Source organism: Xenorhabdus griffiniae (genome assembly GCF_015163655.1).
Taxonomy (GTDB): Bacteria; Pseudomonadota; Gammaproteobacteria; order Enterobacterales; family Enterobacteriaceae; genus Xenorhabdus; species Xenorhabdus griffiniae.
This window is the reverse complement of the sequence record NZ_JADEUF010000079.1, coordinates 1-18,748: the sequence shown is the minus strand read 5'-3', so window position 1 is coordinate 18,748 and position 18,748 is coordinate 1. Positions and strand designations below refer to the sequence as shown.

General features: G+C 41.4%; 18 protein-coding genes and 1 pseudogene. 10 read left to right on the top strand and 9 right to left on the bottom strand.

Annotated elements, in window-relative coordinates; genetic code table 11:
• Positions 1-773 precede the first annotated feature (773 nt).
• The 5 genes and pseudogenes from IQ211_RS12925 to IQ211_RS12905 all read left to right on the top strand — a co-directional run bounded on the left by IQ211_RS12925 (position 774) and on the right by IQ211_RS12905 (position 5,055).
• Positions 774-1,745 (top strand): HlyD family secretion protein, encoded by a 972-nt coding sequence (locus IQ211_RS12925; protein WP_189760514.1) that lies wholly within the window; start codon positions 774-776, stop codon positions 1,743-1,745.
• A gap of 125 nt (positions 1,746-1,870) precedes the next feature.
• Positions 1,871-3,025 (top strand): ABC transporter permease, encoded by a 1,155-nt coding sequence (locus tag IQ211_RS12920; RefSeq protein WP_189760515.1) that lies wholly within the window; start codon positions 1,871-1,873, stop codon positions 3,023-3,025.
• A complete protein-coding gene (locus IQ211_RS12915; RefSeq protein ID WP_189760516.1) occupies positions 3,015-4,187 on the top strand; it encodes an ABC transporter permease in 1,173 nt (390 codons plus the stop codon). The genes IQ211_RS12920 and IQ211_RS12915 overlap by 11 nt, the downstream gene beginning before the upstream one ends.
• A gap of 162 nt (positions 4,188-4,349) precedes the next feature.
• Positions 4,350-4,552 (top strand): annotated as a pseudogene (locus tag IQ211_RS12910) (ubiquinone anaerobic biosynthesis accessory factor UbiT); the annotation flags it as partial.
• On the top strand, positions 4,546-5,055 hold the full coding sequence (locus IQ211_RS12905; RefSeq protein ID WP_189760517.1) for a GNAT family N-acetyltransferase: 510 nt from the start codon (positions 4,546-4,548) through the stop codon (positions 5,053-5,055). The pseudogene IQ211_RS12910 and the gene IQ211_RS12905, both read left to right, overlap by 7 nt.
• Here the strand turns inward: IQ211_RS12905 and IQ211_RS12900 are convergent.
• Positions 5,018-5,374 (bottom strand): GIY-YIG nuclease family protein, encoded by a 357-nt coding sequence (locus IQ211_RS12900; protein ID WP_223281784.1) that lies wholly within the window; start codon positions 5,372-5,374, stop codon positions 5,018-5,020. The two genes, IQ211_RS12905 and IQ211_RS12900, sit on opposite strands and share 38 nt — an antisense overlap.
• Before the next feature lie 281 nt (positions 5,375-5,655).
• On the opposite strand from IQ211_RS12900, the gene bhsA reads away from it, so the two are divergent.
• Entirely contained in the window at positions 5,656-5,907 is a 252-nt protein-coding gene (gene bhsA, locus IQ211_RS12895; protein WP_189760518.1) for a multiple stress resistance protein BhsA, read from the top strand.
• Positions 5,908-6,024: 117 nt separating this feature from the next.
• Positions 6,025-6,456 (top strand): YhbP family protein, encoded by a 432-nt coding sequence (locus tag IQ211_RS12890; RefSeq protein WP_189760519.1) that lies wholly within the window; start codon positions 6,025-6,027, stop codon positions 6,454-6,456.
• Here the strand turns inward: IQ211_RS12890 and nrdG are convergent.
• The 4 genes from nrdG to pyrI form a co-directional block, all read right to left on the bottom strand.
• Complete coding sequence (nrdG, locus tag IQ211_RS12885) at positions 6,453-6,914, bottom strand: anaerobic ribonucleoside-triphosphate reductase-activating protein (RefSeq protein WP_189760520.1); 462 nt, start codon at positions 6,912-6,914, stop codon at positions 6,453-6,455. The two genes, IQ211_RS12890 and nrdG, sit on opposite strands and share 4 nt — an antisense overlap.
• A 4-nt stretch (positions 6,915-6,918) precedes the next feature.
• Positions 6,919-8,817 (bottom strand): anaerobic ribonucleoside-triphosphate reductase, encoded by a 1,899-nt coding sequence (gene nrdD, locus IQ211_RS12880; RefSeq protein WP_189760531.1) that lies wholly within the window; start codon positions 8,815-8,817, stop codon positions 6,919-6,921.
• A 273-nt stretch (positions 8,818-9,090) separates the two neighbouring features.
• Positions 9,091-9,477 (bottom strand): 2-iminobutanoate/2-iminopropanoate deaminase, encoded by a 387-nt coding sequence (gene ridA / locus IQ211_RS12875; protein ID WP_189760521.1) that lies wholly within the window; start codon positions 9,475-9,477, stop codon positions 9,091-9,093.
• Between the two features lie 115 nt (positions 9,478-9,592).
• On the bottom strand, positions 9,593-10,057 hold the full coding sequence (pyrI, locus tag IQ211_RS12870) for an aspartate carbamoyltransferase regulatory subunit (protein WP_189760522.1): 465 nt from the start codon (positions 10,055-10,057) through the stop codon (positions 9,593-9,595).
• Positions 10,058-10,335: 278 nt separating this feature from the next.
• Here pyrI and IQ211_RS12865 point away from each other — a divergent pair, with 278 nt between their 5' ends.
• Positions 10,336-11,091, top strand: coding sequence for a M15 family metallopeptidase (locus IQ211_RS12865; RefSeq protein ID WP_189760523.1), 756 nt, complete (start codon positions 10,336-10,338; stop codon positions 11,089-11,091).
• Positions 11,092-11,149: 58 nt separating this feature from the next.
• Positions 11,150-12,367 (top strand): DUF819 family protein, encoded by a 1,218-nt coding sequence (locus IQ211_RS12860; protein ID WP_189760524.1) that lies wholly within the window; start codon positions 11,150-11,152, stop codon positions 12,365-12,367.
• Between the two features lie 269 nt (positions 12,368-12,636).
• Here IQ211_RS12860 and IQ211_RS12855 read toward each other — a convergent pair whose 3' ends face one another.
• Complete coding sequence (locus tag IQ211_RS12855; protein WP_189760525.1) at positions 12,637-13,380, bottom strand: metallophosphoesterase family protein; 744 nt, start codon at positions 13,378-13,380, stop codon at positions 12,637-12,639.
• 728 nt (positions 13,381-14,108) lie between these two features.
• On the opposite strand from IQ211_RS12855, the gene IQ211_RS12850 reads away from it, so the two are divergent.
• On the top strand, positions 14,109-16,427 hold the full coding sequence (locus tag IQ211_RS12850) for an FdhF/YdeP family oxidoreductase (protein WP_189760526.1): 2,319 nt from the start codon (positions 14,109-14,111) through the stop codon (positions 16,425-16,427).
• Between the two features lie 127 nt (positions 16,428-16,554).
• On the opposite strand, the gene IQ211_RS12845 is transcribed toward IQ211_RS12850, so the two are convergent.
• The 3 genes from IQ211_RS12845 to IQ211_RS12835 all read right to left on the bottom strand — a co-directional run bounded on the left by IQ211_RS12845 (position 16,555) and on the right by IQ211_RS12835 (position 18,573).
• The gene (locus IQ211_RS12845) at positions 16,555-17,400 is read right to left on the bottom strand and encodes a hypothetical protein (protein WP_189760527.1); all 846 of its coding nucleotides are present in this window, start codon (positions 17,398-17,400) and stop codon (positions 16,555-16,557) included.
• A 137-nt stretch (positions 17,401-17,537) separates the two neighbouring features.
• Positions 17,538-17,912: a hypothetical protein gene (locus tag IQ211_RS12840; protein WP_189760528.1), complete on the bottom strand. Its 375-nt coding sequence runs from the start codon at positions 17,910-17,912 to the stop codon at positions 17,538-17,540.
• A gap of 460 nt (positions 17,913-18,372) precedes the next feature.
• Positions 18,373-18,573 carry a hypothetical protein gene (locus IQ211_RS12835; RefSeq protein WP_189760529.1) on the bottom strand — a complete coding sequence of 67 codons (201 nt, stop codon included), beginning with the start codon at positions 18,571-18,573 and terminating at the stop codon, positions 18,373-18,375.
• Positions 18,574-18,748: the final 175 nt, after the last annotated feature.

Genomic DNA, 18,748 nt, shown 5'->3' with positions numbered 1-18,748 from the left:
ACCATTGGCAACGTTTTATTACCTGGACTCAGGAGACCATGGAAGATGAAATTAATACATTATTAGCAGGCTATGGTCACCAATTTGCAGTTAATTTCTCTTGAGGACTTAGTATGCAATTTTATTGCATAATTGATCCCTGTTTTTCACAGTTCTTTTATTCCGTTTTTTATTATTTTGGATAAAAAAGGATTATAGAGGCTAACTCTATTCTTTTTATAACTTAATTAATATAAAAATCATTTAACTAATTATTTTTATGATTACTATTCAGTTTTATACCAATCTAACTTCAGGATGCGTGTGATTTCTCCCCGCAAAGCGGGGGATAAATCAGGCTTCATACAGTGTTGTAAACTGCAACTTGAAGTTTAATGCGTATATATGATTATACCAATCTCACTTCAAGATGCGTGTGATTTCTCCCCGCTTCGTGGGGATAAATCAGGTTTCATATCGTGTCGTAAACTGCAACTTGAAGTTTAATGCGTATATGTGCTAAATGTTTTGTATTTGTTAAAAAACATCATACTATTATCATAAGGATTTATAACGGTATGGCCTGTGTTTATTGGCATTAATTGGTTTATGGCAAGATTTATAACTGACAAGAGCATGTTTCCCAGAGATGCTAAGATTTAGGTAGTGGAGAATGTTTAAGTTGGCTTAAAACCTCTGCTCAATTTTTACTGACACGCTAACAGGTATTGAATTGGGATTTTGATTTTATTAATTATTTTACCGGATAGTACGTTTAGGGCTTGCAGAACATAATGAAGAAAAGAACACTTTTCACAATCTTACTGATTATTTTTCTAATCGCAATGGCAGTGCTTTTCCGTTCCCACAGCCAAGAACTCTTGCTGCAAGGAGAGGTTGATGCGCCGGAAGTTATGATTGCGTCCAAAGCTATGGGGCGAGTCGTTAACGTTCATGTTGAACGAGGAGAAAGTGTCAAAGTCGGGCAACTGATGGTGAGTCTTGATAGTCCTGAACTGACGGCTAAAGTTGCCGCAGCGCAAGCCGTACGTGATCAAGCTAAAGCAAAACTTGAATTATCCCTGCATGGGACTCGTGAGGAGAACATGCGAAATTTAGAAGCTATTCTTGCTCAGGCTCAATCAGGATACACCAATGCACAGCGTGAATTTAATCGTCTCAAAAATATGTCAATCAACGGCTATATCTCTGCCAGTGAGCTGGATAATGCGCGCAACGCACGGGATATTGCCTATCAAAAAATGCTGGGAGCTAAAGCCGATCTGGATGCAGGAAAAAATGGCGACCGCATAGAGTTGAGACAGCAGTTCCAGGCAGCATTGGATGAAGCAGAAGAAAAACTGCGTGAACTGAAAATACAGCGTGATGATCTGCAAGTCAAAGCGCCTGTTGATGGTGAAATTGGGCCATTGCCAGCAGAAGTTGGACAACTTTTTAATGCTAATAGCCCGTTGGCGACATTGGTACGTATTTCACAGGCTTATTTTGTCTATAACCTGCGTGAAGATATTTTGGCGCATGTTCGCAAGGGAGACAAAATTAAATTGCGTGTACCTGCACTGGGTAATAAAGAGATAGAAGCTGAAATTCGTTATATCGCCCCAATGGGGGATTATGCGACGAAACGAGCAACCCGAGCGACGGGAGATTTTGATCTGAGAACGTTTGAGGTTCGGCTATATCCATTGCAACCCGTTGATGGCTTACGTCCGGGCATGAGTGCCTTATGGCTTTGGAATAAGTAAGGTATATACCAAATCTAACTTCAAGATGCGTGTGATTTCTCCGCGGGAAACGGGGGAGAAATCAGGTTTCATATCGTGTTGTAAATGGCAACTTGAAGTTTAATGCGTATAAATAAGGGCGCCAGATGAAGAGAAAAGCTGCATGGAGCAGTTTTGAACAGGAATTTACGCGAGAATTTAGTATTGCGTTGCACAGCCCGGTTTTTCACTGGTTAGGATGGCTGTTCCCTTTGCTACTGTTTATCTTAATTAGTGCTAATTTTTCAGAAGGAACACTGTTTAACTTACCTGTCTCGGTCGTGGATAATGACCACAGTGTGTTGTCACGCACCTTTATCCGTAACCTGGATGCCGCCCCTCATGCAAACATTAAGTCTTATGACAATAGCTTGCCAGAATCTATAGAACGTTTGCGCAGAGCGCAGGATTACTCCTTACTTTATATTCCAGAAGATTTTGAAAAAGAGGCGCTAAGTGGAAAACGGCCGATGGTGAGTATGTATTACAATGCCTTGTTTTATGGTGCAGGTCGCTATTCGACTCAGGATTTCAGCGGATTGGTGGCAGAAACGAATGCAAAATATCGCGCAATTATTGCCTCCGAAATAGGCCGGCAGTTACCTCCATTAGCGAAAGCAACCATGTCCTATGACAGCTTGTTTAACGCCAGCGGCAGTTATATTTATTACCAGCAATTTGCGGCAACCATTCATCTATTACAACTTTTTGTCGTCACATGTACCATCTACACCATGGCCAGAGGAAGCCAGCTCTTGAAAGCCAAATATTTCGCCGGAGCATTGTTGGGAAAATTGGCACCTTATACCTTGATGTTCACACTGCTATTGATGGTAGAAATTACGATACTGGTTATTTCTTCGGGAGCAAGAGTCGCGGGCAATCCAGTGTACATGCCGATTGTAGGATTTTTTTATGTGATTGCCGCGCAAAGCATTGGCCTATTGCTGTTTTCTTTCACCAATAGTGTCATAACGGCCTACACCTTGATTGGGATGTTGGTCAGTATCGCGATGACATTTTCTGGTATGCTCGTACCCGTACTTTCGATGGTATGGCTCGCAAGAATTATCTCTGCTCTTGAGCCATTAACCTATGCTTTGCAGGCTATGTTTGACATCTTCCTGCGGGAAGTATCACTACAAGTTATTGTGTCTGTTTGCCTGATATTGATGATCTATCCTGTGGTTTGCGGCCTTTTGATTCGCAATCGCTTGTGGAAGCGACTTAATCAATCAGAGGAAACCGTTAATGGCAAATAATGGACAAACAAATTGGACGTTGTATTGGCAAACACTGCGCGATGTATTTTTGGGGATGCTGGAAAAACCCATGTGGTTGCTATTGATGGTTTCGTTATGTGTCATGAGCCTGGTTTACATTCGCCCTTCTGTGTGGGACTTACCAATCGCAGTGATCGATCATGATCACAGCTATGCGAGCCGCACGCTAATCCGTAATATTAACGCCATGCCAAAAGTAGCCCCCAAAATCTACAATAATCTCGATAATGCCCGTCGTGACATGCTACAGCGAACCATCTTTGCCATTATCATTGTGCCGGTGGATTTTGAAAAACGGCTACTGAGTGGACAGAATGTCACCGTACCGGTTTATGGTGATGCGACAAATCGTCTCGCCAATGGGCAGATCCAGCACGATTTAGCGCTGGCTTATCAACAACTTTTGTCAGAATACAATGGCAAATTACTTTTGCAATCGGGTTTCAGCATTGAGCAGGTGAAAACGTTGCTACAACCGATTCGCAGTGAAACTATTGGGTTATTTAATCCGGGAGTCAGCTATGCTGCAATCATATTTCCTGGTTTATTGGTCATGCTGTTGCAACACTCCTTATTAGTGGCTTGTGTTCGCGTCAGTATTACCCTACGGGAAACCCCCAAAGGTAACCCACCGCTGCCCGTCTATTTAGGAACATTGTCCGCTTTGATCCCTATCTGGCTATTTCTGTCAGTGATCTTTTTTATTCTCTGGCCGTGGATATTGGGGTATCGGCAAGATGCACCGATTTACCTCGTGCTCTTACTGACATTCCCGTTCCTGTTGGCGGTATTGGGATTGGGAAAATTGGTGACAGAATGCCTGCGTAGCGTGGAAATGATTTATTTAACGCTGGCTTTTATTACCACACCAATCTTCTATATATCAGGCACAATTTGGCCACTTCAGGCGATGCCTGAGTGGGTCAGAATAATTTCATCGGCCCTGCCATCGACATGGGCAACCAAAGCGATAGCAGGGGTTAACCAGATGGGATTACCGTTGCACAATGTGTACAAAGATATCGGTATGATGCTGTTGCTTGGAGTGATGTACATGGTGCTGGGTATTTTGGTTGGTATGCTGCGTAATAGAGAATTTCGCTGTATCCTCCAGCGCATTAAACAATTTTTTTCATCATAATACTCATAAAATCACAGCCATAAAGAAGCAAACGAGATATTTGAACATTCAAATATTACATGTTTGCAGGTCTGTTGCGATCCGTTCTGTAGACGTTTTTTAATAGGGGATTTATCATCGAATTTCCCATTGTAAGCAACGCCTTTTCTCTTTAATCTTTTTCCTGATACATTGTTTTTCTGCATCGTTTGCGGGTTGAAGGGAATACCAAATTGGGACTATATGTGAAAAATCAGATGGATTCCATTAGAGCGGGATCTATGCCATCCATCCTTCGCTTTGGTCTATTGCGTTTGGCTGGATTGATCAAAGCGGGACAGAAAGAGGGCGCGGATCAGAACGATCGCGTGTTATCGTCATGTTAATCAGGGTCGAAATTCCTGTCGATGCTATGGGGATTGATCGTTTGTTGCGTCAGTCTTTTGAAACATCGGCAGAAGCTGAGTTAATTCATCAACTAAGAGAAGATGGTTTATTGACATTAGGTATTGTTGCGACCGACGATGAAGGTCATGTGATAGGTTATGCCGGTTTCGCGCCGGTTGATATCAATGGTGAAGATCATCAATGGGTAGGTTTGGCGCCATTGGCGGTGGCGGAACAATATCGTAGTCATGGACTTGGTGAAAAATTGGTTTATGAAGGACTGGATAGTCTAAACGAGTTTGGCTATGGCGCGGTTGTTGTGTTGGGGGAGCCTGAATACTACCACCGTTTGGGTTTTAAACTTGCTAATGAGTATCAAGTGTATTGCCAATGGCCTGATTGCGAGAGTTACTTCTTGATCTATCCTCTGGCTGACATTTCGCAGGAAGACTGTCACGGTCTGGTTACTTATCCTGCCCATTTTGATCACCTGTGGGCGTAACCTGAGTGAAAAATTTCTCAGATGAACCGATTTTGGTTAAATAAGTCATTATGCAGAGAGGCTGGTCAATAACTAGCCTTTCTTTTTGCTGTTTACTCAGTTTCTTCACGCGATATTCCATTTTCAATGCCACACTTTGCTCCCCTATCTGACTTTGATAGACCAACATTAAGGGACCTTTCCCTCTGAGGCACTTTGCCCCTTTTCCGACTGCATGTTGCATAAATCGACGAGATACATTGGTCGTTATTCCGGTATACAGACTGCCATTCCGTGTTCTGATCAGATAGATAGACCAGTTAGATACGTTAATATTCATTATTTATTTTTAATTATTTTAATAAGTTAATTTATGTGGGAAATTAATTCACATTTCAGTGATGAGCGTGATTATAAGCCAGATTTTTGATAATTTCTAAATATAACCAAATGAATTTATTAAAATATATGCTATTTGCTAACTTATGTTAGTGTTTTTTGTTCAAAAAAATTGAAAAAATATAGCAATAATTGCTAATTATAATATTTTGAACAAGCGTATAACATGCTCACAATTACAAGAAGTTAATCCCATTTCAAAAATGAGTAGAGGAGCAAAACATGAAAAATGTAAAAAACATTATCGCTATCTTAGCATTAAGTGCGGTCTCTTTCGGTACTTTTGCTGCTACAGAAGTTCAGGTTGCTAAGGGAGAAAAAATTGGCGTTGTTTCTGCGAGTAGTGCAGCGACACTGGATAGCCTGACCGCAGAGTTATCCAAAAAAGCTGATGAAGCTGGCGCAACCTATTTCCGTATTGTATCTGCAAATGGTCAGAATCAACTCACTGGAATTGCCGAGATTTATAAATAATTTATAGTTTTTCTATACAAATCTCAGGGTTTATTGAGTCAAATTCAGAACACGTTACTGGATAAGGTGCCAGTCGTGTTCTGTTATGACTTGAATAAAATAACGATGTGGAAATATATGAATTTAAATAAAGAAATCTTAATAATTCGTCAATATCTTGCCAAACAACATGTATTCACTCTTTGCACTTCTTCAGCTCAGGATTTATGGTGTGCGAACTGCTTTTATGTCTTTGATGCGGCTAGCATGGCATTCTGGTTTATGACGGAATCCGATACACGCCACGGTCAGATGATGAAAAATAACCCCATCGTTGCAGGCACTGTTGCCGGCCAAACCCGCAATATCGCCCAAATTAAAGGTGTTCAATTTAGGGGTGAAGTTATTTCATTGACAGGTGAAGCAGAAACCATCGCCAGAGCGCGTTATTGCCGCCGTTTTCCTATCGCTTTGACGGCCAAATCCCCAATTTGGCAGCTCAATATCAATGAAATCAAAATGGTGAATAACACCCTTGGTTTTGGCAAAAAATTGCATTGGCAGCGTTAAAAATAGTGGATGACCTGATTATGGCTGCCTCGCCAAATTAACGTAGGATCATACAGCGCTTGTTCAAACTTCCCATCCACAACCGCATGAACGTAACTGATCACTTCTTGCTGAATTTCGCTTAATTCATTGAGGACATAACCTGTCCATAGCCAGATATCCTTATCTGGGCATTCTTCCCGTACACGTTTAACCAATTGCAGTATGCGGCGAACATTATGAGGATGCAGCGGATCGCCGCCAGACAGTGACAGACCTTGCCGTTTAATGCGGTGATCTTTTAGGTCGGCGATGATCTGATCTTCGGTTGCTTGCGTAAAAGGCTGCCCTGAATCGACTCGCCATGTACTTTGATTGTAGCAGCCACGGCATTGATGCAAACAACCTGACACGAACAGCGTACAGCGGGTTCCGGGACCATTTACCACATCAACCGGATAATATTGATGATAATTCATGCTATCAACCTATCTGTCCATTGCTGAGATGTTTCACACGGCGTTTCACTTCTTCCTGTTTACCTGCATTGAATGGACGAGCATCCGGGCTGCCAAGGTAGCCACAAACACGGCGAGTAACTGAAACCTGGGCTGGATCATGGTTTTTGCATTGGGGGCAGGTGAATCCTTTGCTGGTACAGGAAAATTCTCCGGTAAAGCCGCATTGGTAACACTCATCAATGGGCGTATTGGTGCCATAGTAAGGCACACGTGAATAACTGTAATCCCAGACATCTTCTAATGCTTTCAAATTATGTTGCAGGTTGGGATACTCGCCATAGCAAATAAAACCACCGTTTGCCAATGGTGGATAGGGTGCTTCAAAGTCCAGCTTATCGTAAGGATTGACCTTCTTTTCCACATCCAGATGGAAGCTGTTGGTGTAATAGCCCTTATCGGTGACACCTTGGATTACACCAAACTCAGCGGTATCCAAACGGCAAAAGCGGTCACATAAATTCTCGCTTGGTGTACTGTACAAACTAAACCCATAACCCGTCTGCTGCTTCCACAGATCGACGGCCTTACGTAAGTGTTTAACAATCGCAATGGCTTTCTGCTGGCGCTGTTCATCATCAAACAGATGAATGTGATTGCCATATAACGCATTTATCGTTTCATGAATACCGATATAGCCCAATGAGACAGAAGCACGGCCTTGCTTGAAAATATCGGCAATATTGTCATCCGCTTTCAGGCGTACACCACAGGCCCCTTCCATATAGAGGATCGGGGCAACGCGAGCCTTGGTCTTTTCGAGGCGAGCAATTCGGGTCATCAACGCTTTTTTAGCGAGTAACAAGCGTTGATCTAAAATTTGCCAAAAATCAGCTTCATTACCCTTGGCTTCGAGCGCAATGCGAGGAAGATTCAGGCTGATGACGCCCAAATTATTACGCCCTTCATGAAGTTGCTGACCGTTTTCCTCATAAACGCTGAGAAAACTGCGGCAACCCATTGGGGTTTTAAATGATCCCGTTACCTTAATCACTTGATCATAATTGAGAATATCGGGATACATGCGTTTACTGGCACATTCCAGGGCCAGTAATTTAATGTCATAGTGGGGATCACCAAACCGATGATTCAATCCATCACGAATGGCAAAAACCAGTTTGGGGAAAACGGCGGTCTTGCGGTTTTTTCCCAAACCCGCAATACGGTTGCGCAAAATTGAGATTTGGATCAAACGGGCTTCTTTGGTTGTTCCCAAGCCGAAACCGAAAGTAACAAACGGCGTTTGTCCATTGGCGGTATGCAGCGTATTGACTTCATATTCCAGGGACTGGAAAGCGTCATAACACTCTTTTTCTGTGCGGGCTTCTGCATAGGCAATTTGATCGGCAATATTCCACTCTTTGGCAATCGCCAGATGCTTGTCATAACTGGCTTTCACAAAAGGGGCGAGGACTTCATCGATGCGATTAATGGTTGTACCGCCATAAATGTGGCTGGCAACTTGCGCGATAATCTGGGCAGTGACCGCAGTGGCGGTAGAAATGGATTTGGGTGGTTCAATTTCCGCATTGCCCATTTTAAAACCGTTAGTCAACATACCCTGCAAATCGATCAGCATACAGTTGAACATAGGAAAAAACGGGGCGTAATCCAGATCATGATAGTGAATTTCTCCTCTATCGTGTGCCTGCACCACATCATGCGGCAGCATATGCTGCTTCGCATATTGTCGGGCGACAATTCCCGCCAATAAGTCACGCTGGGTTGGAATAACCTTACTATCTTTATTGGCATTTTCATTGAGAAGAGAGAAATTGCTTTGCTCGATCAGGCCCCGAATTTCTTGATCTAACCGATCATGCCATGTATGGGATGCCTGTTCACAGGTATTGCCCTTACTCATGTCACCCTGTTGCGTCACAACCATTTTCACAATATGGCACCTCAATATGTTATCCACAGCAAAAATGAGAGGACGTCTCGCTTTCTGTTTTTATGTGGATAATTTTGTGTATAAATACTATATATAGTGTGTTTATTATATTAAAGCACAATATGTAGATTTTATGCGTCAATATACAACCGAAGAAGTTGATCTAAGACAAAGAAAAAGAGGAAAACCAGATGGGAATATCAACCCTGATACCGAAGTTATCAGGGCTGGAAAAACGGCAAATTAGCGACGAACAGCGATAGCTTCGATTTCGATTTTCACGTCTTTTGGCAGACGGGCAACTTCAACACATGAACGGGCAGGGAATGGCGCATTGTGTTCAGCGAAGAACGCTTCGTAAGTAGCGTTCACGGCAGCAAAATCATTCAGATCCTTAACAAACACCGTGGTTTTTACGATATCAGCCACTTTCAAGCCAGATTGTTCAATAATCGCTTTAACGTTTTCCAAAGATTGGCGGGCTTGAGCAGTCACTTCTTCAGGGATAGCACCGGTTTTGGGATCAACAGGGATCTGGCCGGAAGTGATAACCATGCTGCCCAGATCAACGCCCTGAACATAAGGGCCGATGGCTGCTGGAGCATTTTCGGTATGGATAGAACGTGACATTAGAAACTCCTGTTTGACGTCTAAGATAGAAAAATTTTCTGGATCGCCATTATAGTGATCCTCTGTCCCACATCAATTGATACCGGACATTCTTACAGATTGCTTAAATCGGCAGTTAATCGTTATTGATAACAGCCTGGCGATCAAACTCTTTCTCACAGTATTTACAGCGTAACACCACATCATCTTTTTCTGACATCACATAGAAGCTGCTGTTGACCGGTTCATTATGGCTGATGCAATTGCTGTTTGGGCAGACAAGGATACTGTCGATTCGGTCTGGCAAGTTGATTTGCATCTTTTTGACCACAACGTAATTTTCAATATTATTGATTGTGGCATTGGGGGCATACATGGCGAGCTGGTTTGCCTGTTGCGCTGTCAGAAAGGTGTTTTCAATCTTGATCAGATCCTTTTTACCTAAATGGTTGGAAGGCAGATTTAAGCCAATGGTAATGCGCTGATCTGTTTCGGTGAGTTTGAACAATGACAATAACTTAAAGCCGACATGGGCGGGGATATGATCGATAACCGTGCCACATTTAATGGCTTCTACTTGCAGTTGATGGTCTTGGGTCATGTTGTGTCATGAATACCGTTTCGGTATTCCTCCTCCAGATATTAGGAACGGCTTATTTTGTCATAGAAGATTTGGCATTTCATCTGATTACCTTTTGGAGATATAAACAATCACATTGATTTGCAAGCGGCAACTTGAAGTTGGATGGGTATAAAAGACGATTTAATTCAACATATAGAAAATAAATAAAATTTGATGGATAGCAATTGCGTTGCTAATATGTAAATACATTGTTATTTAAATGCGATCCATGCCAATACCACAGTATAAGGCCGAACATGTTACTATCTGCTTCTTCTGGAAATATAAACTTAGGAAAGAATGCTGCGGAAAAAATCTCGGCAGAAAGGGGATTTGATTGGAAAATAATTAATGAAATTCCTATTGATGAGTGTCATGAATCGTTAGAAATCATGACCAACTCAAATAAATTAAAACAAAAATCTATTTATTATTTGGCGGGAATACAAGGTTCCATTGAATATTGTATGGTAAGAAAAAGCGTGGCCGAAAAATTAAGGATCGCATCACAATTACTTCCTGCTCATTTAGGGATTTTGGTATTGGATGGCTGGCGTTCACGGGAAACTCAGCAAGCCTTGCAAGAGATAACACAAGCAAAGATCGCAGAGCAATATACAGAATTATCAGCTGAAGAACAGCAGAAACTATTGCAGCAATTTGTAGCTCCAGTACCCGTAGAAAAAAATCAAATCAGCCCACATCTGACAGGGGGTGCAGTGGATGTCACACTCTTCGATATGGAATCTGGTCATGCACTTTTTTTGGGAACAGAGTTTGATGAAGTGAATGAACTTTCTTACACAGCCGCATTGGAAAAAGCCCCCGAAAAAAACATGCCAGCCACTTTATATCGTCGATTACTCTATCGTGTTATGAAGCAAGTCGGGTTCACCAATTTACCGACTGAATGGTGGCATTATGATTATGGTAATTCTATGTGGGCCTTTTATAATCATCGGACAGCTATTTATGGCGCAATAGATGAGACTTCATACTATTTGAAGAAATAAATTGATGAGGCAGTGCGTAAATATTTTCTTTTTTATTTAAAAAACATCGGAAAAAATAATGAAAAATACATTCATTACCGCTGACAATTCATTAATGCTATGGGCTTTCATTATGATTGCTGTTGCTGCCGCCATAGTAGCAGAACAGCGTTTTAAATGGGTATCTAAAATACCGGGAGCAGTCATTGCATTGATTATTGCTGTCTCTGCCTCCAATTTAAATATCATTCCTACCGAAGCACCCGTTTACGATGCTGTTTGGGAATATATCCTGCCACTGGCAATTCCTTTATTATTATTTAAAACCAACCTGCATAGCATCCTCAAAGAAAGTGGTCGATTGCTGATACTTTTCCTGATTTCTTCCGTTGCTACTATGGTTGGAACAATCGTCTCCTTCTGGCTTTTCAGAGCTTACATACCAGAGTTAGATAAAATCAGTGGCATGATATCTGCTTCTTATACGGGAGGAGGGGTTAACTTTGCAGCAATGGCCGCCAAGCTGGAAACTTCCCAAGACATGGTGGCTTCTACCATCGTTGCTGATAATTTTATGATGGCTGCCTATTTTATTATCCTGATGCTCTTATCCGGTTGGACGGTGGCGAGAACATTTTGGGGTAGTCCGTATACCGATATTATTGAAAATACAACCAATTTAGATAAATCCCAACCTTTGGCAGCGACTTATTGGAAACCGAAACACATCGCTTTAAAAGATATTGCTTTATCTCTGGCATGGTCAATTTTTATCGTCGCGCTATCATTTCAGCTTTCATCATGGTTAAAAACTTTGCTTGGTCAGCCAAATAACATTTACCAAGATTTGGTTTTCAGCCTAATTTCCGATAAATACCTGCTTCTGACTACTGTCACTTTTATTATCGTCTCAATATTCAAAGAGACATTCAGTAAATTGAATGGTACTCAGGAATTAGGTACTTATGCCATTTATATGTTTTTTGTCGTGATTGGCATACCTGCATCCATCCAATTTATTATTAACCATGCGCCCCTGCTATTTGCTTTCGTCTTGGTGATTACTATGCTCAACCTGGTACTGACTTTTGCCGTGGGAAAAGTGTTTAAGTTCAGCCTGGAGGAGAACATTTTAGCGTGTAATGCCAATATCGGCGGACCTACTACCGCAGCAGCAATGGCAATTAGCCGTGGTTGGATTAATCTGGTTGGCCCGATTATGGTGATTGGTACTGTCGGCTATGTCATTGGTAATTATGTAGGGACGTTTGTTTATTTTGTGGTGGGTAATTTGTGATGTGGCATAATGTTGCTCTTTGGGAGCTACTTTCCACCGACAAAAACGGCGCTGCGTATTTTTCCAATCGCCATTATAGTCGATTATCATAAGCGCCAAGTCCTCAAGCGGGTGAGGCTCAAGTAAACACCAAACACACTCAGAGATAGTGTGCAGGTGTGCTTATGGTTAAGATATCCATCCGTGGAATAAAGTGTCATATTACATGACGCCCTTAATATTTAGGGGCGGCTTTATTTTGTCACATTGGAAAATAAAGGAAATAGGCATTAATAAATACATGAAGTTATAGATAAATCAGATGAAAAATCAATGACATTGAAACCAAAGCCTCTTGATATCTTGACAGTATCTATGCCTGGTAGCCATTGGGACACAACCGCGGGAGCAACACATGTTGTCATTCTATTGTAATGCCAAATACGTGGAGTATGTGCATGCCCGCTACCGATAAATTTAATCTTATATTTTTCGCAAAGATCCAGTAATTCTTTGCTATTATTCAATATATAGCTATCTACAATTGGAGTACCAACTGGGATAGCATGGTGATGCATGAATATGGCAGTATTACACTCGTTGTTTTTAATCATTTTTCTTTCTAATTCTGCCAGATTATCTTTGGATATAAAGCCAAAAACCTCGCCTTCAACAACAGTATCGATGGAAAGAATATTCCAGGATTTATTTTTATATTCGCGGGAATGGATAATGAATGAGTTTTTTTCTTCTGTGACAGCTATATTAAAGTTACTCTTGAGATCATGATTGCCAAGTATTGCTATATAGGGAACCATTAATGCTTCCATCTTTTTTAAAAAATATCGATATGCATCGATATCACCATTATGTGTAATATCGCCGGATATGACAATTAACTCTATTTCAGTAATGTTTTTTATTCTGCATATCTCCTCACAGACGAAATCAAAATTTTCATAAGGATTTACATCAAATATTTTTTGTTCTCTGTTTAGTGTCAAATGTATGTCTGTTAAGTGAATAACTTTCATTTTTTTATTACCTCAGAAAATAAATGGATTGTATGATATGTTCCAATCGTATATATGCTTGTGTCCATAAACATCTGGCTCTGAATTGTAGATATCAGGAAATAAAAAGAGAATAATATTGTGTTAAATGTTATGTTAAGACTATTAAAATCTAGAGTCTTATCTACAAGCACGTCACAAGCTACCATTATTGTGACGGGTAAGGCAATGAGTATGAGGATCATATTTGAATTTTAGTTGAATGTCCTCTTTGGCTTTTACCGATAGTTTCATTTTCCTTTGAAGCAGTTCTTGATCTGGCGCTTCGATTGTTTCAGTTCTATACCAATCTAACTTCAAGATGCGCGTGATTTCTCCCCGCTTCGCGGGGAGAAATTAGGTTTCATATCGTGTTGTAAATGGCAACTTGAAGTTTAATGCATTAAGTAAAGACGCAGATGGCAAAGAGATACCTAATGCTGCCAGGTTTGTTAAAGCCGATAACTTTGATACGTTCAGCACTAATTTTTGATCTTAATGGTATCAAGGGCACTAGCAATAGTGCCTGTATACTTGGTAAATAGTTCGGTTTTTTCGTGACATAACCACGGAAATAATTATCACAATGGGCAGATAGGAGTATGATCACATCGGTGGTAAGCCGCCAATGAATGAAATCGATGTTATTGGTTCACCTGTAAATATGTGGCCTGATCGTGTTGGTCACGACATAAAAAATAGAGATTTTTATGAAATTCAAGTCAAAAATAAAACCTTACCATGCGGCAGCTGGTGGTTGGGGTTCACTGGAGGCAACAACCCGTTTTGTCTTTGATAGTAAACAAGCACTGAAAAATATGGTTAACCTGATGCGCATGAATAAACCCAAGGGTTTTGATTGCCCCGGATGCGCATGGGGAGATGACAACAAAAGCTTGTTTAGTTTTTGTGAAAACGGTGCCAAGGCAGTCACTTGGGAAGCAACTCGTCGGTATGTTGATCGAAAATTCTTCGCAACCCATAGCGTTAGTCAACTTTACCAACAAAGTGATTATTTCCTTGAATACCAGGGAAGAGTGATTGAACCGATGAGCTATAACCCGCAGACGGATCATTATGAGCCGATCAGTTGGGATGATGCTTTTGCCCTGATTGCCAACCACATTAAGGCGATGGATAACCCTAATCAGCTCGAACTATACACTTCGGGACGCGCCAGTAATGAGGCTTCATGGTTGTACCAGTTGTTTGGTCGTGTAGTGGGAACCAACAACTTCCCGGATTGCTCTAATATGTGCCATGAAGCCAGCGGTTCCGGTATGTTGGCAAGCTTAGGCGTTGGGAAAGGCACCATCCGGCTGCAAGATTTTGATCACGCCGATGCTATTTTTATATTTGGTCAAAACCCAGGAACAAATCACCCACGAATGCTGCATAGCTTACGACAGGCTGCTGAACGTGGAGCACGCATCGTCACTTTTAATACCTTGTGTGAGCGCGGATTGGAACGTTTCGCTGATCCACAAAAACCGCTCGAAGTGATTACCCCAATGGCTGGGGAAATTAGCCACCGTTACTATCAGCCCAAATTGGGTGGTGATATGGCTGCGGTGCGAGGGATAGTCAAAGCACTTTTAGAGACCCATAATGCCCTGCTGAGTGAAGGCAAATCAGGTATTTTTGATCTGGCATTTATCGCAACTTACACCAACGGAGTGGATGCTTATTTGCAACGTGTTGCAGCAACCGAGTGGTCATTGATTGAAGATCAATCGGGATTGACTGAAGCACAATTGCGTGAAGCGGCTGCTATTTATCAGAATGCCGAGCGCGTCATTTGTACTTGGGCAATGGGGATAACTCAACACAAACACTCTTTGGTTACGGTGCGTGAAATCGTTAACCTTCAACTGCTTTTTGGACAATTGGGTAAATCGGGGGCAGGGCTTTGTCCGGTACGTGGACACAGTAATGTTCAGGGTAACCGGACGATGGGAATTAATGAGAAACCAGCCAAACTTTTTTTGGATAATATGGCTGCTCATTTTGGTTTCGAGCCACCTCGTACTCATGGTCATCATGTCGTGGAAGCGTTGAGTGCCATGTTGCGTGATGAAGTTAAGGTTTTGATCGCGCTGGGTGGAAACCTTGCGGCTGCGGCACCAGATAGTCCGCGAACAGAAGAAGCGCTTAGACATTGTGATTTGACGGTACACATCAGCACAAAATTAAACCGGAGTCATCTTATTACCGGTAAAAAAGGCGCATTGATTCTGCCGACATTAGGACGCACCGAGCGAGATATTCAGGCTACAGGTGCACAGTTTGTGACAGTAGAAGACTCTTTCAGCATGGTCCATGCTTCAGAGGGCGTAAATAAGCCATTATTTGATAGCCAGCGTTCTGAAACAGCGATTATTGCCGGTATTGCTAATGCGACAGTCGGTAATACCACAACTATTAACTGGCTGGAATTAGCGGGAGATTACAATAAAATCCGCGATCATATTGCAGCGACCATTCCTGGGTTTGATAATTTTAATAAAAAATGTGAACACGCTGGTGGTTTCTATCTTGGCAATGCGGCGGCTGAATTACATTTTGCAACGCCGAGCAAAAAAGCCGAATTCAGTCATGCACCACTGCCGAAAACGCTGTTCCCCCAAATTGAAGGTGCTGATGTTCCTTTCACTTTGCAAACCTTGCGTTCACACGATCAATATAACACCACGATTTATGGGTTGGATGATCGTTATCGTGGAGTTTATGGTCAGCGGGAAGTGTTGTTTATGAATCCAGAAGATATTGCACAATTGGGATATCAGGCTGGTGATTTGGTCGATATCGAAACAGTATGGAATGACGGTATTGAGCGTAAAGTTTCCGGCTTTAAGTTAGTGCCTTATGCCATTCCGCGCGGGAATCTTGCTGCTTACTACCCTGAAACTAACCCATTAGTTCCAATGGAAAGTGTTGGTGATGGCACAGGTACGCCAACTTCAAAATCTGTACCGGTGACATTATCTCTTACTGAACAGAATGAATTTGAGCCTCAGCGCATTGTATAAGGCGTTTATGGTTCTTTTGTTACAAATATGTCGATTTAGGTTCGGTTTTTAAATTCATTGGGACTTGTATCCATCATCTTAAGAAAGACGCCCCCCAACAAGGAGGCGTTATCATTTTCGTTCTAACTTATTTGCTCTCTTCTGGCTCATCTGTTTTATTTATCTTTTCACCATCTCGCCTATCCAATTCCGCCAAAATACGTTCAAGTTGCTGATCAAAATCAGCCGGTTTCTTATCCTTGAACAAGAACAAGAACAGGGCAGGAAAGCGCTTATAGTCAGTGGTGGCAACGGCTTCTTTTCCTTGTAACAGGTATTTGACGATAAAGGCATGGGCTTCATCTTGCCGTAGCTTGGTATTTAATCCCCATAAGGAGCCGTAAGAGAGGCACATCTGGAAAGCGCGGCGAGTTAGTGCGTTATTATCATCCAACGTATACATAGCCAATCCCATCAAGTGGACGATTTTCATTGGATCAGTTTGATTGGAAACGCCTACCTGCGAATAACGGGCAGCATAAACCTTGCCTTTATACCAGCTAAAAAACAGTTGGCGCTTTCGGTCAATAAATATGGGGGCTTGCAGCTTCCAGAAAGGAATGACTTCATCGTTGCCAACTAAGCGAGCATCTTCCATATGTTGAGGGAGATCGCTACGTAGGTAAAATTCATCACCGTATTTCTTGCGAACCAATTCTACCCATTTTAAGAGATTAGCTTCTCCTATTTTCTTCTGCTCGATAAAATCGACGATGCAATAATGAAAAGTGAGTAATATACCAATAAGGAGAGGGAAAAACACAATTGTTCGCGCAAGTCGTTGTGTATTGCGCAGTGTGCATTGCTTATCGTCGATGCTGTTAAGTGGGAGATAGCTTTGCAGTGCTTCGTAGCTTTTTTTCTCCAAAGTCATAGCCAGCAGGGTTTCCTGCTGGTCAATCAGTAGAGTTGGGATCACATCATGTAGGGTCACAGTGATTTTTTTGATAAGCTCATTTGCTTTCTTGCCCCTCTGTTTTACTTATTTTTTCGCTATCTCGCCTATCCAATTCCGCCAAAAGCAGTTATAGATCAGATTTTTTATATCAGAGCGATTGCTAAATATCAGACCTATGGTGCCGCCATTTCAATACCGGCAGCAGTACTTGCTGCCATACTGACACTATCTTGGGAATTTAGGACGAGGATTGATTGCTCCTCACTCATTTTTCCAAGATTAAGGATCAAATGTTTTTCAAGGTGATTACAGGTATCCAGATACTGCAAGAGGGGTAAAATTTTCTCATATTGGCCTTCGTCTGCCAGCAATGAATACAATATATGATCAGATAACTGAACTAACGCCTGATGCTGGTTGTTGGCCTGAATTAATGCCTGTGCACGGTAGCGGCAAGGTTTTTGCTGTTCAGAAGCGTGATAACCATATGAAAATTCGGCTACCCAAATATGTGTATAATGCTGATGGTAATTCTTTTCTCTTTGCATGATATAATATCGTCAATTTATCTATTTTCAGCCAGAATATTCGGGAGTTTAATGGATTGTTTCTACGTTCATTCATCGTGCTAGCTATGAGTTGTCTGAGAATAAACTAAAATATTGGATAAAATATCCGTCAATATGGCTCCATAAAAATATTCACTATCAAGATAACGTGATAAAAAATGTTATTGAAATGCACGATAACAGCCTAATTTCATAACAAGTTAAAATAGGAAAAGCGCTTTCAAATACACTCATATTTGAAATTAATTATTGTAATTTCAATTGTCACTCATTGTTATATACCAATCTAACTTCAAGATGCGTGTGATTTCTCCCTGCTTCGGGGGGAGAAATCAGGTTTCATAGAGTGTTGTAAATTGCAACTTGAAGTTTAATTTATTCAACCAGAGCGTCAATAAGCGCTCTGGGTATAAATAATAAGACATTATTACTGCCATTTTTATGATGGCATATTTTTGGTTATTTTTTCAGATAACGTAATATCAGGTACTCCTGAGCGATCTAATTCAGCTAAAATAGCTGAAATTTGTTGTTCCCAATCTGTTGGTTTTACTTGCTTGCGAAGCCACGGTAATCGATCTCGACGTTTAAAATCCACTGAGCTGACAGCATCTTTTCCCTGTAATAAATATTTTGACATAAAGGCTAAAATATAAGCTTTATCTTCTTCTGAATTGAAAAGACTAAGATAAGGGGTAAAAAATTGGGTCGTGACATCAATTTATTGAATCATGTATAGTATGCCTATTTGGAGAACATTCAGATGGCAAAGATTGATGTGACCTGTCCCTCTTGTTGTGCAGTTAAAGGGATCC

Excerpts from the sequence above, each read along its gene's own strand:
- IQ211_RS12855 (WP_189760525.1), bottom strand. The coding sequence starts at position 13,380 with ATGAAAGTTATTCACTTAACAGACATACATTTGACACTAAACAGAGAA.
- IQ211_RS12890 (WP_189760519.1), top strand. The coding sequence starts at position 6,025 with ATGAATTTAAATAAAGAAATCTTAATAATTCGTCAATATCTTGCCAAA.
- bhsA (WP_189760518.1), top strand. The coding sequence starts at position 5,656 with ATGAAAAATGTAAAAAACATTATCGCTATCTTAGCATTAAGTGCGGTC.
- IQ211_RS12905 (WP_189760517.1), top strand. The coding sequence starts at position 4,546 with ATGTTAATCAGGGTCGAAATTCCTGTCGATGCTATGGGGATTGATCGT.
- IQ211_RS12835 (WP_189760529.1), bottom strand. The coding sequence starts at position 18,573 with ATGTCAAAATATTTATTACAGGGAAAAGATGCTGTCAGCTCAGTGGAT.
- IQ211_RS12915 (WP_189760516.1), top strand. The coding sequence starts at position 3,015 with ATGGCAAATAATGGACAAACAAATTGGACGTTGTATTGGCAAACACTG.
- IQ211_RS12865 (WP_189760523.1), top strand. The coding sequence starts at position 10,336 with ATGTTACTATCTGCTTCTTCTGGAAATATAAACTTAGGAAAGAATGCT.
- IQ211_RS12920 (WP_189760515.1), top strand. The coding sequence starts at position 1,871 with ATGAAGAGAAAAGCTGCATGGAGCAGTTTTGAACAGGAATTTACGCGA.
- ridA (WP_189760521.1), bottom strand. The coding sequence starts at position 9,477 with ATGTCACGTTCTATCCATACCGAAAATGCTCCAGCAGCCATCGGCCCT.
- IQ211_RS12840 (WP_189760528.1), bottom strand. The coding sequence starts at position 17,912 with ATGCAAAGAGAAAAGAATTACCATCAGCATTATACACATATTTGGGTA.
- IQ211_RS12925 (WP_189760514.1), top strand. The coding sequence starts at position 774 with ATGAAGAAAAGAACACTTTTCACAATCTTACTGATTATTTTTCTAATC.
- nrdD (WP_189760531.1), bottom strand. The coding sequence starts at position 8,817 with ATGAGTAAGGGCAATACCTGTGAACAGGCATCCCATACATGGCATGAT.
- IQ211_RS12900 (WP_223281784.1), bottom strand. The coding sequence starts at position 5,374 with ATGAATATTAACGTATCTAACTGGTCTATCTATCTGATCAGAACACGG.
- IQ211_RS12850 (WP_189760526.1), top strand. The coding sequence starts at position 14,109 with ATGAAATTCAAGTCAAAAATAAAACCTTACCATGCGGCAGCTGGTGGT.
- nrdG (WP_189760520.1), bottom strand. The coding sequence starts at position 6,914 with ATGAATTATCATCAATATTATCCGGTTGATGTGGTAAATGGTCCCGGA.
- pyrI (WP_189760522.1), bottom strand. The coding sequence starts at position 10,057 with ATGACCCAAGACCATCAACTGCAAGTAGAAGCCATTAAATGTGGCACG.
- IQ211_RS12860 (WP_189760524.1), top strand. The coding sequence starts at position 11,150 with ATGAAAAATACATTCATTACCGCTGACAATTCATTAATGCTATGGGCT.